The sequence below is a fragment of the Lysinibacillus sp. DFXJR4 genome (assembly GCF_057196045.1).
Genome location: NZ_JBXUNW010000001.1, coordinates 1,090,004 through 1,105,444, shown reverse-complemented (window position 1 = coordinate 1,105,444; position 15,441 = coordinate 1,090,004). Strand labels below are relative to the sequence as shown.

At 35.8% G+C, this 15,441-nt stretch carries 15 protein-coding genes; 8 read left to right on the top strand and 7 right to left on the bottom strand.

Translation table 11 applies throughout. The annotated features are described in order from the left end of the window. Nucleotides 1-455 precede the first annotated feature (455 nt). A protein-coding gene (locus AC2CGN_RS05535) for an IS3 family transposase (protein WP_484512604.1) occupies nucleotides 456-1,591 on the top strand; the annotation gives its coding sequence in 2 pieces (ribosomal slippage) (nucleotides 456-678 and nucleotides 678-1,591; 1,137 coding nt in all). Between the two features lie 255 nt (nucleotides 1,592-1,846). After that, complete coding sequence (locus AC2CGN_RS05530) at nucleotides 1,847-2,071, top strand: helix-turn-helix transcriptional regulator (protein ID WP_429985021.1); 225 nt, start codon at nucleotides 1,847-1,849, stop codon at nucleotides 2,069-2,071. 524 nt (nucleotides 2,072-2,595) lie between these two features. On the opposite strand, the gene AC2CGN_RS05525 is transcribed toward AC2CGN_RS05530, so the two are convergent. The 4 genes from AC2CGN_RS05525 to AC2CGN_RS05510 all read right to left on the bottom strand — a co-directional run bounded on the left by AC2CGN_RS05525 (nucleotide 2,596) and on the right by AC2CGN_RS05510 (nucleotide 6,819). After that, on the bottom strand, nucleotides 2,596-3,792 hold the full coding sequence (locus AC2CGN_RS05525; RefSeq protein WP_484512603.1) for an ABC transporter permease: 1,197 nt from the start codon (nucleotides 3,790-3,792) through the stop codon (nucleotides 2,596-2,598). A gap of 34 nt (nucleotides 3,793-3,826) precedes the next feature. Next, nucleotides 3,827-4,723, bottom strand: coding sequence for an ABC transporter ATP-binding protein (locus tag AC2CGN_RS05520; protein ID WP_484512601.1), 897 nt, complete (start codon nucleotides 4,721-4,723; stop codon nucleotides 3,827-3,829). A gap of 193 nt (nucleotides 4,724-4,916) precedes the next feature. Next, nucleotides 4,917-6,077: an ABC transporter permease gene (locus AC2CGN_RS05515; protein ID WP_484512600.1), complete on the bottom strand. Its 1,161-nt coding sequence runs from the start codon at nucleotides 6,075-6,077 to the stop codon at nucleotides 4,917-4,919. After that, nucleotides 6,067-6,819, bottom strand: coding sequence for an ABC transporter ATP-binding protein (locus AC2CGN_RS05510; RefSeq protein WP_484512598.1), 753 nt, complete (start codon nucleotides 6,817-6,819; stop codon nucleotides 6,067-6,069). The genes AC2CGN_RS05515 and AC2CGN_RS05510 overlap by 11 nt, the downstream gene beginning before the upstream one ends. A gap of 177 nt (nucleotides 6,820-6,996) precedes the next feature. Here AC2CGN_RS05510 and AC2CGN_RS05505 point away from each other — a divergent pair, with 177 nt between their 5' ends. Both AC2CGN_RS05505 and AC2CGN_RS05500 read left to right on the top strand, forming a co-directional pair. Further along, complete coding sequence (locus AC2CGN_RS05505; protein WP_429981320.1) at nucleotides 6,997-7,695, top strand: LytR/AlgR family response regulator transcription factor; 699 nt, start codon at nucleotides 6,997-6,999, stop codon at nucleotides 7,693-7,695. A 12-nt stretch (nucleotides 7,696-7,707) separates the two neighbouring features. Beyond that, nucleotides 7,708-8,658, top strand: coding sequence for a sensor histidine kinase (locus AC2CGN_RS05500; RefSeq protein ID WP_484512595.1), 951 nt, complete (start codon nucleotides 7,708-7,710; stop codon nucleotides 8,656-8,658). A 138-nt stretch (nucleotides 8,659-8,796) separates the two neighbouring features. Here the strand turns inward: AC2CGN_RS05500 and AC2CGN_RS05495 are convergent, their stop codons facing one another. The 3 genes from AC2CGN_RS05495 to AC2CGN_RS05485 are packed head-to-tail and all read right to left on the bottom strand — an operon-like array spanning nucleotide 8,797 to nucleotide 10,451. Beyond that, nucleotides 8,797-9,294: a CcdC family protein gene (locus AC2CGN_RS05495; protein WP_429981318.1), complete on the bottom strand. Its 498-nt coding sequence runs from the start codon at nucleotides 9,292-9,294 to the stop codon at nucleotides 8,797-8,799. Between the two features lie 25 nt (nucleotides 9,295-9,319). Continuing rightward, nucleotides 9,320-9,688 carry a response regulator gene (locus AC2CGN_RS05490; RefSeq protein WP_283871858.1) on the bottom strand — a complete coding sequence of 123 codons (369 nt, stop codon included), beginning with the start codon at nucleotides 9,686-9,688 and terminating at the stop codon, nucleotides 9,320-9,322. A gap of 52 nt (nucleotides 9,689-9,740) precedes the next feature. Beyond that, entirely contained in the window at nucleotides 9,741-10,451 is a 711-nt protein-coding gene (locus AC2CGN_RS05485; protein ID WP_283871857.1) for a cytochrome c biogenesis CcdA family protein, read from the bottom strand. A gap of 1,075 nt (nucleotides 10,452-11,526) precedes the next feature. On the opposite strand from AC2CGN_RS05485, the gene AC2CGN_RS05480 reads away from it, so the two are divergent. The 4 genes from AC2CGN_RS05480 (at nucleotide 11,527) to AC2CGN_RS05465 (ending at nucleotide 15,371) form a co-directional block, all read left to right on the top strand. Continuing rightward, entirely contained in the window at nucleotides 11,527-12,255 is a 729-nt protein-coding gene (locus AC2CGN_RS05480) for a FadR/GntR family transcriptional regulator (RefSeq protein WP_429981317.1), read from the top strand. Nucleotides 12,256-12,491: 236 nt separating this feature from the next. Next, on the top strand, nucleotides 12,492-13,208 hold the full coding sequence (locus tag AC2CGN_RS05475) for a (Fe-S)-binding protein (protein WP_286926859.1): 717 nt from the start codon (nucleotides 12,492-12,494) through the stop codon (nucleotides 13,206-13,208). A 19-nt stretch (nucleotides 13,209-13,227) separates the two neighbouring features. Beyond that, a complete protein-coding gene (locus AC2CGN_RS05470; RefSeq protein WP_484512591.1) occupies nucleotides 13,228-14,655 on the top strand; it encodes a LutB/LldF family L-lactate oxidation iron-sulfur protein in 1,428 nt (475 codons plus the stop codon). Then, the gene (locus tag AC2CGN_RS05465) at nucleotides 14,655-15,371 is read left to right on the top strand and encodes a LutC/YkgG family protein (protein ID WP_484512589.1); all 717 of its coding nucleotides are present in this window, start codon (nucleotides 14,655-14,657) and stop codon (nucleotides 15,369-15,371) included. The genes AC2CGN_RS05470 and AC2CGN_RS05465 overlap by 1 nt, the downstream gene beginning before the upstream one ends. The last annotated feature ends 70 nt before the right edge of the window (nucleotides 15,372-15,441 follow it).

The window sequence follows — 15,441 nt, the reverse complement described above, 5'->3', positions numbered from 1 at the left end:
AAAAGTCTATATTGTTTTACATTTCAGTTATATATAACTATTATAAATTGTAATAATTGTTAAATTTATATTTTCGTTATTAAAAAACAATTTAATTTCTACAACATAATCATACGGAAAATATTAATATTTATTCATACAAAACTCATAAATTTAATCTATAGCATAAGTAACTTTGTTTTATACAATATCTATTCTGATAGAGGTAATTTAATCAATGCAACACTCGATAATAACAAGATATCACATTGCAAACACGATTTTGATGGGCTGGTTGCTATTAATCTTTTGGGGTGTAATAATAGTTACAGTTGATTGAAATTGGTTAAAATATATATCTTTGATTTTTTTCAAGTAGCTACTATGGAAGAAATAAACCTGAATGTAGAATGGAGTCATGGACACATCCTGGTTAAGTAAGTATTATTATAACCAAGAGAGGACGTGTCTTTTTTATGAGTCAAAAAAGATTTAATAAAGAATTTAAACAAACTGTTGTGGAGCTTTATCACTCTGGTACACCAGTCAGTCAACTGTCTAGCGAATATGGCGTTTCTGAAGTAACTATTTATAAATGGATTAAGTTACATTCTCCAATCGAAGGTGCAGAAGAATTAACTGCAGCGGAAGTTTCTTCGATCCAAAAAGAAAATCTTCGGTTAAAGCAGGAGATTGAAATCTTAAAAAAGGCTATGACCATATTCGCGAAAAAGTAACAGAACAAGAACTCATTGACCATATTGAAAACGAAAGCGAACATTATCCTATTCAATTAATGTGTCGCGTTTTAAAGGTACCCAAAAGTACGTATTATCAGTCTTTCCACAAGAAACCAAGCGTGTACGAAGTTGAAAACAAAAAAATTACAGGACGTATTTGTGCCATTCACAAAGAAAGTGATGGACGATACGGTGCGCCGAAAATACATGCACAGTTACTCAAAGAAGGCGTGAAAGTTAGTATTAAACGCGTACAACGACTCATGAAAAAAGCTGGTATTCGCTCGAACATCATAAAAAAGTACCGTCCGACGCCAACACAAAAGCCCGTGGAAGAACGTGAAAATATACTTGAACAAGATTTCCATACAACGACGATTAATGAAAAATGGGTAGCTGATATTACGTATATCCATACAATCCGCGATGGATGGTGCTACTTGGCGTCGGTTCTTGATTTACATTCGAAGAAAATTGTAGGGTATAAATTCGGACGAAAAATGACCGTAGATTTGGTCGTTGAGGCATTGGATCACGCTGTACAAGCTCAAAATCCATCCTCAGAATTAATCATCCATACCGATTTAGGTACGCAATATACGAGTGAAACATTTCAAGAAAAACTAAAAAAACACGAAATGATTCCGTCGTTCAGCCGTAAAGGATGCCCGTATGATAACGCATGTATCGAGTCTTTTCATGCGACATTGAAAAAAGAAGAAGTCTATCGAACACGCTATGAAAATTATGAAACAGCTAGAGTTGCACTATTTCAATACATTGAAGGTTGGTACAATCGCAAACGAATTCACGGTGCTATAGGCTTTCTAACACCTGATGAATGTGAAGGTATGTGCCGAGCTATGGCGTAACATTTTGGGATACAAGAAATGTTCCCCTTCACATTTTTGATGCGCAACCTCCATGGATTTCTCGCTCTACATCCTGAGTAGCCTGTCAAAGGCTCTTTTCACTTTGACTGGCTACTCGGGATGTGGAACACTCCATAAATGGTGGTTGCCACAAAACAAAAACTTAACTTTAATGTGTCCGGAATCTTGACTTAGATCCAACCTTTATACATGTTCTTAATAGAGGTGTCTATCGTTTAATTAATTACATAATTAATGTATAAAAGAAATATGGTGATTAAACTGCGAAATAAAATCCAAAACATTAGAAAGGTTCTAGGGCTGTCGCAAGAAGAGTTAGCGAAATTATGTGGCGTTTCGAGGCAAACTATCAATGCGATTGAAAATAATAAATACGACCCTTCACTTTCACTAGCTTTTGATTTAGCGAAAGTTTTAAAAACGACTGTTGACAAGCTATTTGAACCAGAAGAAATATGAGTAAAATTCGCAATATGTACGAAGGAATGACAATGCAATTGGTTTCATAACTCAATTTTTAGTCAATAAAAATGCAGTATAAGGCGAGATATTAGAAGTAGAGCTTCTGAACCTTCTCAAAAATATCGACAAAGTACATCTTGCATTTATAGAAAATTTAGGCTGGACGATTCAATCATTTGATTTAACTGAGCAAGTATCACTGAAATTAGCACCTGAACTATTGCAATCTAAAACCCGCTACTATCAAATTAATGGAAGAGTATATCGGAAAAAAGTAAACAATAACATAAAAAAGGAGCCATCTGAAAAGTCATTTTGAGATGGCTCCTTTGCGACTTGGATAGTGACAATTTATTGTAACTACCGCAGATACAATGTTTTTTAGTGAATAGTTATTATAGAAGCCAGGACTGTTTAAAAAGGTACGATCATGGTTAGGGGCTGTCCAGAAAGTCCCTTTTTATTTCTACCTTCTATCTTTCAGACAAAAGATCTTTATTCTTAAATGGATAGGGTCTTACTTATATTTTTAATGCTTGTTTCAAATTTTTAAACGAGCCCTTTGCAAATAGAAGAATTCCTCCTCTATAGACAATTGCTGTCATAAAAACAACTAGAATGGTTGTCGCGAATAATGCGAAGATTGATAAAATGATGGAAACATAGTGGATTTCAACAAATGCTATTCGGATAAACATAGTAATCGGCGTGAGAAAGGGAATATAGCTAGATATTTGTAACAATGTTGAATTTGGCGACATCACACCGTCCATACCAATAAATAATGCGGCAAGTAATAAAGCAACTATTGGGAAAATGGCTTGTGAAGCTTCTTCTCCATTTGTCATTAGCGAGCCTACTAAACAAGATAAAGAACCATATAACACAAATCCAACAACATAAAATAAGATACCTAAATATACTAGTGTAATGTTTAATTGATCTAGTGCTATATCCTGCAATAATGTTAATCGCTCATAACTCCCTGTTTTGATGGATATAGTGAACACTAATATCCAAATGCTGATTTGTGTTAATGATAACGCTAACGTTGCAAAAATTTTGGCAAACAAATAAGCTTTTGCGGAAATACTAGAAATCATTAGTTCCATCACACGTAAGGATTTTTCTGAAGCAATTGTATTAGCTAGCTGTGAAGCATATAAAATAATTGAAAAGTAGAAAATAAAGATGAAAGCATACACAAAAACCAAATTTGTCGTATTATAGCTACCTGCTTTAACCTCCTTCCTTAAAGAATCTGTTGCTATGTTTACAGATGCGTACATTTCTCTATATTCATCTGCCGTTAAAGAAGCTTTTTGAACATACATATAGTTTTGATAGACATTTAAGAATGTTTGGATCGCATCCATCTCGATATGTTGTTCTGTTTCAGAAATAAGTGTTGCTGAAATTCGTGATTTCTCATTTTCTCCAATAGTTAAAATGTATTCATACTCATTTGTATCCGTTAACATCTTTTGCGCTTCTTCCAAGCTATCAACAAATTGTAAATTTAGTAGTCCCTTTACATAACCAATTGAATAAAAATCCTGTAAATTGGTTGCGACTTCTTGATTGCTGGCAGTTACTAAAATTGGGGCATGCTGCTCTTTTATACCTATCATTTGATAAAGACGATCTATATTAAAAATTGCTGCAATGGCTAAAGCAATCATAATCGTCACAATAAAAAAGCTTTTTGTTTTAAACATCGTTTTAAAATTAACGCAAAACATAATCCAAAAATCATTCATCATGGTGGTCTACCTTTGCAATAAAGATTTCGTTTAATGAAGGTGCTTCTAGTGAAAATTTTGTTATCCTATTGTATTCTTTTAGTCTCGTAAAAATAGTTTGTGCAACACTGCGAGATTGGATTGTGAATGTCACACCTTGTTTTGTATATTTAAAATCCGAAATCCCCTCTAGCCCTTGCAGTAATGAAAAATCCTCACTTCCTTCAATCACCAGCTTATTTTGTCTAAAACTCCCCTTTATATTATTAATATAGCCAGATAAAACAGGCGTTCCATGCTTTAAAATACAGATCCTTTCACATAGTTCTTCCACATGATCCATACGGTGTGAGCTAAATAAAATAGCCGTTCCTTTATTTTCCATTTCATAAATCACATTTTTTAGCAATTCCACATTAAGAGGATCTAAACCACTGAAAGGTTCGTCTAAAATTAACAATGAAGGTTCGTGAATAATGGCAATAATCAGCTGTATTTTTTGCTGGTTTCCTTTCGATAGTTCACCTACTTTTTTGTCTAGTTGTTCTGTTAATACTAGACGTTCTGTCCAATAAGAAATGGCTTTATCGGTTGTTCTTTTTGTCATTCCTTTTAGACGTGCAAATAGTTGAATTTGCTCACGTACTGTTATATGAGCGAACAATCCACGTTCCTCTGGTAAATAGCCTATTGTTGTTTTTGGTAAATGCTGAATTATTTTATTGTGCCAAAGAATCGTACCTGAGGTAGGTGGAACAATCCCAAGTATCATTCGAAAAGTAGTTGTTTTACCTGAACCATTAGGGCCTAAAAATCCTAGCACTTCGCCTGCTTTTACTTCTAGATCTATATTATTCACAGCCGCTTTATTAGCATAAACCTTTGATAGGGCTTGGGTTGCTAACATTTCTTTTGCCTCCTTTGAATAAATAGAATCCCTAATAATAAACAACAATTTACGGTTGAAAAAATAGTTGTATAATTGTCAAAGTTTTTTCTTAAAGCGTAGATCAAAATGACATTGCCTATTAAATAAATCATGACAAGAATCTTGATTTTCATTACTTTAGCTCCTTTCATTAAATTCTAAGAAACCCTTTCTATGAATTCATAACCCAGCGATTCTTCATAAACAACATACGGCAGATACAAAAGATGATGAAAGTTAGCACAAAATTACTAAGAAGTGTAGCGGTAATATGTTGATACTGTACAATTCCAAAGAATAGCTCTTTAAAAATGGCATATAAATTGACAACCGGAATAGCAAAATAAGTAAATTTCAATTCATTCACACCTAAGCCCATCATGTACATTGCTGGGACTATGACCAAGAATAAAATAGGTGTGCTATAAGTTTGCGCCTCTTTTGTCGTTTTCGCTAAAATACTTGTCAGCATTAAGAAAGACGCACAAACTGTTGCGTAAAGAATAGCTACTACGGTTGTAATAACTATAACCATATATGTTTTATCTCCTAGCGAAATGGCTGCCTTTAAATCAGATGTTAAAAAGTTGATTTCTAACATAATCACGATTAATGTGACAATTCCTGTAAGTGCGGCAATCGTGGAAATAGTTAGCCACTTTGCTACTAGTAAAGTTGAACGTTTTACAGGCGTCATTAAAAGAGCCTCCATCGTTTTACGCTCCTTTTCACCAGCAAACAAATCTGATGCTGACGGACCGGCTCCAACTCCAATTGATGCTGCCAAGATTAACGGGATTAAAAAAGCAAGCATCGTTAGTGAAGAATCTCCCTCAACTGTTTGCTCATAAACTATTGAAAATGGTTCAATCATAGAAACATCCATTTGATGTTGTTGTAAACGGTCACGAATAATTGTTTTTTCATAGTTCGATAAGGCGCTCTCTATTTCAGACATAACAACTGAAGAGTTTTGACTTAGCGCATCTCCAATGATTGTAATTTTCATCGTATCATTATTTTTTCCAATATCCTTAACGGCTCCACTAAATTCAAGCCCAATAATGGCATGCCCATCTATAACTGCATTTTTAGGATCTTCTACTTCTATAAATTCAAGATTTTTATAGTTTGCAAAAATAGCCTTATCTGCCTCTTCTATTGATTGTGTCACAGCAATTGTATACACTTCGTTTTTCCCTTGTGAGGCAAGATTTTCAAAAAGAAAAACAAAACCTGTCATCAGTACAATAGGAAGAACAACAGTTAATAAAAGTGTACGACGGTCTCGAAAACAATCTTTTAATTCCTTGATGTAAATTCTAAATAGCATAGTCATCTCCACTCCTTACTAACTTACTCATAAAGATATAATTTAAATCTCGACTACCCTCTTGCTCATATAGTTGTTCAAGGGATCCGTGAAATACTAACTCTCCCTTATGAATCATGGCAACAGCATCACAAAGCATGGATACCTCTTCCACAATATGACTAGAGAAAATAATTGTTTTGCCTTCCCTTTTCAATTGATGGACTAGCTGTCTAAATACATTTGATGAAGTAATATCTAGACCTGTTGTTGGCTCATCAAATAAAATAATGGATGGATTATGAATAATAGTACGGGCAATAGCGACCTTTTGACGCATCCCCTTTGAAAAACCTCCAACTTTCCGATTTAAATAATCTCTCATACCAAACATTTTCGAAAGCTCATCAATCCGTACTTTTGTTTCATGCTTACCTAAACCATACAGCATAGCGAAATATTCAAGATTTTCTCGGGCTGTCATTCGATCATATAGCCCCGTTTCACTCCCGAAAAGCACCCCAATCTGTTTTTGAATCTCTGCCGGTTGCTTTACCGTATTAAACCCTCCAACTTGGACCTGCCCGGTTGTGGGATCTAATAGCGTGGCAATCGTACGAAGTAAAGTCGTCTTTCCAGCACCATTCTCTCCCAGCAGACCTAATACTTCTCCTTGCTTCACTTCAAACGATACATACTTCAAAGCCGTAACATATTTCTTTTTGTCTTTAAACTGCTTTGTTACTTCTTGAATGTTAATCATTGTCTCACCTCATTCAGCTATCTTAGATTAATCTTACAAAGCAATTAAAGGTATGTCTGCCTTTATGTCGCGAATATGCCTTTTCATGTCGTGAATCGGTAATATTATGGAAAAATAGATAAGGGAATCTGTTATGATAGGAAGGGAAGAATATATATTTTGTTGAAGGTGTTATAAATGAAAATTGGTATCGTAGATGATCGTCAAATAGATTTAGATAAAATTCATGGCATTATTTCTTCAGTAGAGGGTGTAGATATTGTTTTTTCAACAACATCAGCAGAGGAAGCTTATGAACAGATTAAGAAACAGTCCATTGAGCTATTAATTGCAGATATTGAAATGCCTCATTTATCTGGATATGAGCTGGCTGATATCATTCATTCTCATGCTTTGAATATCACGGTAATTTTTGTTACTGCGAATAGTGGTTATGCTGTTCATGCCTTTGAGTTGCAAGTACATGATTATATAATGAAACCTTACACAAGGGATCGCTTACTGCAATCTATTGAGCGTTTAATGGAGAAGCAAAAGAAAGCAGAAATTACGGGGCGGCTCTATTTAAAACAGAAGAACAATATACATATTATTCAGAAGAAGGATATTATCTTTATCGAGCGTTCTGGACGTTCTACAACGATATTTACAAAAACAGGTCCAATCAAAACATATCAGACCCTCAATGAGCTGGAGGGAGAGCTACGCGAGCGTGATTTTCTTAGATCTCATCGTTCATTTATTATCAATATTCATTTCGTAACAAACTTCTCTCTTTATGCGAAGAACTCATATATTGTGTCATTTGAAGGAATCGAAGAAAAAGCGATGATTACAAAAGAAAACGTTGATTTTTTACAGAAACATTATTTTTGAGGTGGTTGTGATTTGGCCCGAATTAATACTATTGTCTACTATGCGGTTTTGTTTACCATTCATTTACAAGCACAAATAATATTTTTACAGCTACCTGTTCCAATGTATATGACTGCCTTTATCGTTTTGACCGCTGTCATATTGCTCAGAAATCGCATGGCCTCACCACAGCGAATTTTTTACATCATTCAAGGAATTGTATGTAGTATTTATTTCGTTGTATCCCCTTCTACAATTTATATAAGTGCAATCATGCTTTTCATTGTATTGGAATGGTATAGGAGTAAAGCATTGCGGGAGTTTAAGTCGCTTCAAGAAACATTACGTCAGACAGAAGCACAGCAACAGCAAATTAATGAAACCTTTCGAGTAGTTCGTCAGGAGCGCCATGATTTTTTAAAACATGTGGCAGCATTGCATTTTTTAATGGAAAGAAGCGAGTATTCTGAAGCTAAGGAATATTTACACCAGCTTGTGGATAGTTATGAGGAAACTAATCTCTCCATTAAGGGAGAACGAGGAGTCATCGCAGGGGTTTTACATGAGATGTATAATAAAGCAAAGACATTAAATATAGCTATCCATTATGATTTAGACATCCCATGCTCACAGTTACCGATAGCAGATACACAGCTCGTTGCATTATTAGGAAACATACTTAGCAATAGTATTGAAGCCTGTCAGGAATGGCAAAAACTTAATCATGCACAGGGAAATATTAGTCTTCAGCTATATAAACGAAGCGGCTTATATATTATCACCTGTAAGAACAATACAGTCCCACTTCCTAGAGATATTGTAGATTCTTTATTTGGCCGCTCTGAGATTACAACAAAACAGGGGCATGATGGACTTGGAACGACAATTATAAAAGATGTGGTCCAAAAATATAAAGGTTTCTTAGACTTCACCTATAAAGATGAGATATTTACTTTAAAACTTAAATTCCCTGCCATCCATTAAAAGTAATTTTAGTGCTAGAAAACCGTCACTTTTGAAGTTCTATTCGTCATTCCGTTAGTGCTATCAGTCATTACTAAGATGTCTACCTGTCCCCAAAACGATAAAAAGCCTGCACTAAACACTGGTGTAGGCTTTCCTTTACAAATTTTTAAGCGGAATGGATTTTTTGACTTTGATAAATTGAACAAGCATGGCAATTCGCCAAGGAAGTAACATGGCGAAGGCTAAAATCCAAAACATTCCTGCTAACTCACCAACATCAATGGAGCTACTTAATATCATTTTTGCCACAACTCGGAACACTAATAGCCCAATTAAAATAAAAACGAAGGCTTTTGAACGTTTTAAATAAATATCTTGTCCCTTTACTTCAAATTTTGAAGTAGCAATTAGTATTGTTGAGAACACCATTCCGACTGCAGCAGCCTCTAAAATTTGCATAGGCGGCACACGGAATTGTTCAAATAAAAACATTAACGCACCTGAAGACATTGCGATAGGTGGAATGATAATTTTCTTCTCATTTGTTGGTTTTTTGGATGCTCTCATCCGTATTACCATGACAAAGCTACCCATTAAAATGGCCATTATGGTCGAACCTATAACATAATAGTGAGAAGGGATATTGCTTAACATAAAAAAATCCTCCTCTAATGTCAAATTAACAATTTTGTCCAAGCAATTGATCAACTACAGATTTCAATCTTTCTGGCTCAAATGGTTTTGTGATAAAATCTTTCGCACCACTTTCAATCGCTTCCACAATTAATTTTTGTTGGCCTAAAGCTGTAATCATAATTATTTTTGCATTTGGGAATTCAGGGATGATTGTTTTTACTGCCGCAATACCTGTCATAACGGGCATCGTTACATCCATCGTGACAAGATCTGGTTGTAACTCTCTATACATCGCCACAGCTTCCTTCCCATTGGCAGCCTTGCCGACTACCTCATAACCCCACTCCGTAAACATATTACTTATGGCAACACGCATAAAAAGCGTATCATCCACTACCAAAACTGTAGGCATCTGTTCAACTCCCTCCACGTTAAAGTACGGTATGCCTCTTTAGTTTAGCAGATTAGAAGCCTGTAAATCCACCGAAAATAGGCTGTAACAAGCGTGTAATATATGTTAACCCATCAAAGAATAACAATATCCCAACGGCAATCATGATATAACCACCGATTTTCACTATTTTTTGGCTGTGTGTTCGAATCCAAGTCATACGTGAAATAAAGAATGATAACACGAAGAATGGAATCGCAAAGCCTAAATAATAAGCAAGCATATAGCTAAAGCCTGCACCAGGGTTTGTACTAGCTAACATTATAATCGACGCTAAAATTGGACCAGTACATGGTGTCCAACCAGCCGCAAAGGCTATTCCGATTAGAACGGACCCCAAATATCCTGATGGCCTATTTTTAAATTGGAATTTACGATCCCTCATTAAAAAGTCAATTTGTAGTAAACCTACAATCATTAAACCAAATACGACGATTAAAATAGCCCCAACCTGGCGTAATAAGGTTTGATAATTAAGGAAGAACTCTGCTGCTAATGATGCGCCTAGTCCTATCATAATAAAGATAATTGAAAATCCTAGTAAAAAGAACAAGGTGTGAAAAACTGCACGCTTTTGCATCATGCCCCGCTCAGATTTTAGCTCATCTAAAGTCATACCCGTTATGTATGATAAAAATGCTGGATACAATGGAAGGGTACATGGAGAAATAAAACTCAAAAACCCTGCACCAAAAGCTAAAAATACGTTAATATCTGTTCCCATATTTTTTAATCGCTCCTTACAGTTACTGCATTCATCGTACCAAAAAACACTGTAAAATGCGCCCTTCCTGATTGTGAACGTTTCATGGCAATAAAGTGTTAAAAAAGTGAATTATCCTACTACTCATAGGCAACAATTTCACAATCAGCCTAAGTAGTATAAATGATGGCTCGTGTACTTATGCATTATGCCCCCCGCTTGCATTATCTGTCAACAAAATTCGCGTTATTTCCACAAACATAATTTTCCATTTCAAAGAACCATAGCAGCAGTTGGATCAACAAGTCGTTCCATTCAAAACTTGATTATGTAATTAGGCATAAATGTTAAGGCTTTCCTAAGACATTTACACCTTTGAGTATCATATTGCGCCTTCACAATTGTAGCTCTCCAATTTGAAAACAGGGGTTATAATAATCCAATCAATTGCTACTAGCTCATAAATCGTTCCTTGAGAAGCAGACATAATAGCTGTTGATATACTTTAAAGCAAAAACAGCCAACAGGTAAGACACAAATAGCGTCGTCGTTAACCCGCCATATACTCCTTCATTTTTACCGCTACAGATGCTGATCCCCCATGACTATCTCCAGAAGCTGTGAATTTTGTATAAATGTCAAATTCCAACTCCCATAGAATTCCCCCAAATTCACTTTTACGCACACTATTAATCGAGTATTTTTTCCCTTCTCAGGTCAGTCAGGTACATACCCGAAAGTCTTTACATTGTAAGCTGTATTCTACTATCGTTTTTTCTGTCGATTCCGTTCCCTTCTTGTAGAAATAACTTCTTGCATAAGAAATACACTATCGCTCACATGTTATTGTAATAAACCTTCAAATTCTACCACCTTTTGTTAAACAACAGAATATTAGGTCGTCAGATGATCGAATGATACTAACTATATTTTCGAAATTCAATATTTCCCCAAAATCTTAAAATTCGACATATCAAAAAATTTATTTCCTGTAGTTCCAGGCCATTACACAAAGTATTCACGTTAAAGAGTAAGTAATTTACTTTTCTTCATGTATAATAGAGGTATGATTGAGCATAAAATGAGGTGTAACTTCTTGGAATTAAGAAAAATTAAACCGAAAAAAATATATGAGGAAGTATCTGAAATCCTTTACGAAAAAATCAGAGCAGGGGCATTGAAACCTGGTGACCGTCTTGACTCTGTTGAACAGCTTGCAGAGCAATTACAGGTAAGTAGATCTGCTATAAGAGAGGCACTTTCTGCTTTAAAGGCTATGGGATTAATTGAAATTAAACAGGGCTCAGGAACATTTGTTAAAGGTATCCAGCCTAGCCAACTCGATTTTCCCCTATCGACAGCGATTTTAACAAATAAACAAGATGTCTCCCATTTGCTAGAAGTACGTAAAATCATTGAAGTAGGTGCTGCTGCAAGTGCAGCTATCCATCGAACGGACGAAGACATTCAAACAATGATTCAAATATTGGATGAAATGAAACATGTACAAGGTGATGGCGAGCTAGGTGAAAAAGTAGATTTCCAATTTCACGCGGCAATTTCAAAAGCTTCTCAAAATCCCCTACTTGCAACTATATTAGATCAAGTCTCAGGATTAATGATTGAAACGATGAAAGAGACACGTCGGATTTGGCTATATTCTAAAAAAACAACAAGTGAACAGCTATACGATGAGCATATGCAAATCTTCCTTGCCATTAAACAGCAAAATGAAGAGCTAGCAAAGCATGCTATGGCTTCCCATTTAAGCAATGTGGAAAAGGTTTTAATGCAATATTTTGAAATAACTGAATCAATGAAATAACAGTGGCTGCCTAATTATAGGCAGCTTTTAAATTTTTTGAAAATTTTTGATAAACTCTTTTACTCATTTAAAAAGTTGTAGTATTATAAAAACAATCTATTTGCCTTACCCAAATCATCAGATGACCAGTTGAATTATTAAAATGTATCATTTTAGAGAAGAACTTTGTATAGACAGTGATTCTCTCACTTAGTAAATGTTTCTATCTTGGAGATACATTAAAAGGAGCGATAATCATGAAAGTTACACTATTTGCAACTTGTTTAGTTGATATGTTTCAAGGAGATGTAGGAAAAGCTGTTGTTGAAGTACTTGAAAGACTTGGCTGTGAAATTGATTTTCCAGAAAATCAAATTTGCTGCGGCCAGCCAGCCTATAATAGTGGCTACGTAAAAGAATCTAAAAATGCCATGAAAAAAATGATTACAGCATTTGAACATGCTGAATATGTGGTCTCTCCTTCAGGCTCCTGTGCGTATATGTTTAAGGAATATCCAGAGGTTTTTAAGGAGGACCCGATTTGGGAACAAAAAGCACAAGCATTAGCAGACAAAACCTTTGAATTTACAGAATTTATTGTCAATGTATTAAAGATTGAGGACGTTGGAGCCCATTTAGAAGGGATAGCTACTTATCATACATCCTGCCATATGACACGCCTACTTGGAGTAAAAGAAGCACCACTTAAATTATTACGTCAAGTGAAAGGTTTACAATATGTGGAACTGTCAGGAAAAGATCGCTGTTGTGGATTTGGTGGTACCTTTTCAGTAAAAATGGGCAACATCTCAGGAGAAATGGTTACTGAAAAAGTACAAAATGTAGAACAAACAGGAGCAGATATCCTTATTGGCGCTGATGCTGGTTGTTTAATCAATATTGGCGGTCGAATTGATCGGCAGGGGAAGCCAATTAAAGTGATGCATATTGCAGAAGTATTAAATTGTCGATAGATTAAAGGGGGTAATAGCAATGGCAATGAAAACTAGTGACGATCAATTTAATCATCGAGTAACGAAGGAGTTAGACAATACATTTATGCGTGGAGCAGTGTCAAGTGCACAGGAACGCTTTCAAACACGTCGACTTACACAGGCTGAAGAGCTTGGTCATTGGGAGGAATGGCGCTCTCATGGAGAAGAAATTCGCAAGCATGTGCTAGCAAACTTAGATTTTTACTTATATCAGTTAAGTGAAAATGTTGCACAAAGAGGTGGACATGTTTACTTTGCACAAACAGCAAAAGAAGCAACAGACTATATTCAAGGTATTACAAAAAAGAAAAATGCTAAGAAAATCGTAAAGTCAAAATCAATGGTTACAGAAGAGATCAATTTAAATACTGTGCTAGAAGAGCTTGGTTGTGAAGTTATTGAAACAGATTTAGGTGAATACATTTTACAGGTGGATGATCATGAGCCACCATCCCACATTGTTGTTCCAGCCTTGCATAAAAATAAGGAGCAGATACGGGATGTTTTTAAAGAAAAGCAAGGCTATGATAAAACTGAAAAACCAGAGGAGCTTGCCCTCTATGTCCGTGAAAAACTTCGGAATGAGTATTTGACTGCTGATATTGGCATCACAGGCTGTAATTTTGCCATTGCAGAAAGTGGCTCTATTACACTTGTTACAAATGAAGGTAATGCAGATTTAGTGACTGCCCTACCGAAAACTCAAATTACCGTTATGGGCATGGAACGAATTGTTCCTACATTTGAAGAGATGGAGGTCCTTGTCAGTTTATTAACAAGAAGCGCTGTTGGTCAAAAGCTAACGAGCTATATTACAACTTTAACGGGGATTAAAGAAGAAGGCGATACAGATGGCCCAGAGGAATTTCATTTAGTCATTGTTGATAATGGGCGCTCCGATATTTTAGGAGGCGAATTCCAACCAATTCTACAATGTATTCGCTGTGCAGCATGTGTCAATGCATGTCCTGTTTATCGTCATGTTGGTGGTCATACGTACGGCTCCATCTATTCAGGGCCTGTGGGTGTTGTGCTCTCTCCATTATTAGGAGGTTACGATGATTTTAAAGAACTACCATATGCCTCCACATTGTGCGGGGCATGTACAGATGCTTGTCCTGTGAAAATTCCATTACATCAGCTTATTCATCGCCATCGTCAAGTAATTGTTGAAAACGAAGGAAGAGCCCCTGTTTCTGAAAAATTACTCATGAAAGCTTTTGGTCTAGGTGCCTCCTCCCCTACTCTTTATAAAATGGCGACAAAGATGGTCTCACCTGCAATGTCACCATTTACTAAAGACAATAAAATCTCAAATGGTCCTGGTCCTTTAAAAGCGTGGACAGAAGCAAGAGATTTTCCTGCACCCAATAAAGATAGTTTCAGAAATTGGCTAAAGCAACGTTCTAAAGGAGGAGAGCAGTGATGATAGGTACTATAGAAAATAGAGATGCCTTTTTATCAAAAATCGCTCAGCAGCTTGGACGTGCACCCAAAACTGAGCTTACACAACCTATATGGCAATATCAGCCACAAGAGAGAGTGCTCAAAAATGCAACAAAAGATGAATTAGTAGAGGTTTTGGTGGAGCAATGTAAAAATATTCATACAGACATTGTGTTAACAGATACAGCTAATCTTACAAAGGATTTACAAAAAATCGTTGATAATTATGGAGGTCATACAGTAGTTACATGGAAAGATGAACGTTTTGAACGTTATGGCCTAACATCATTTATGACAGAGCACTGGTCACAAATGGGCATTCAATTGTATGAATGGAACCCGGCACAGCATGAGGAAAATATTCGGCAGGCTGAAAAAGCAAATATCGGCATTACCATAAGCGAAATAACATTAGCTGAATCAGGAACTGCTGTACTTTTTAGTAGCAAGAATAAAGGTAGATCTGTTAGCTTCTTACCGGAGAAATCCATTATTTTAATTCCTAAAAGTACAATCGTTCCACGTATGACACAAGCCGCCCGCTTCATTCGTGAAAAAATAAGAGATGGAGAGCAAATCGCCTCCTGTATCAACTTTATTACAGGACCAAGTAACTCTGCTGATATCGAAATGATTCTGATTGTTGGTGTACATGGGCCTGTTAAAGCAACATACATTGTCATTGAGGACCAGTAATTTTCTCTGGCACTATCGCTACTGATTTTAAATTCATAATGCAGCTAGAAAAACCAGACATCCTTTAAAC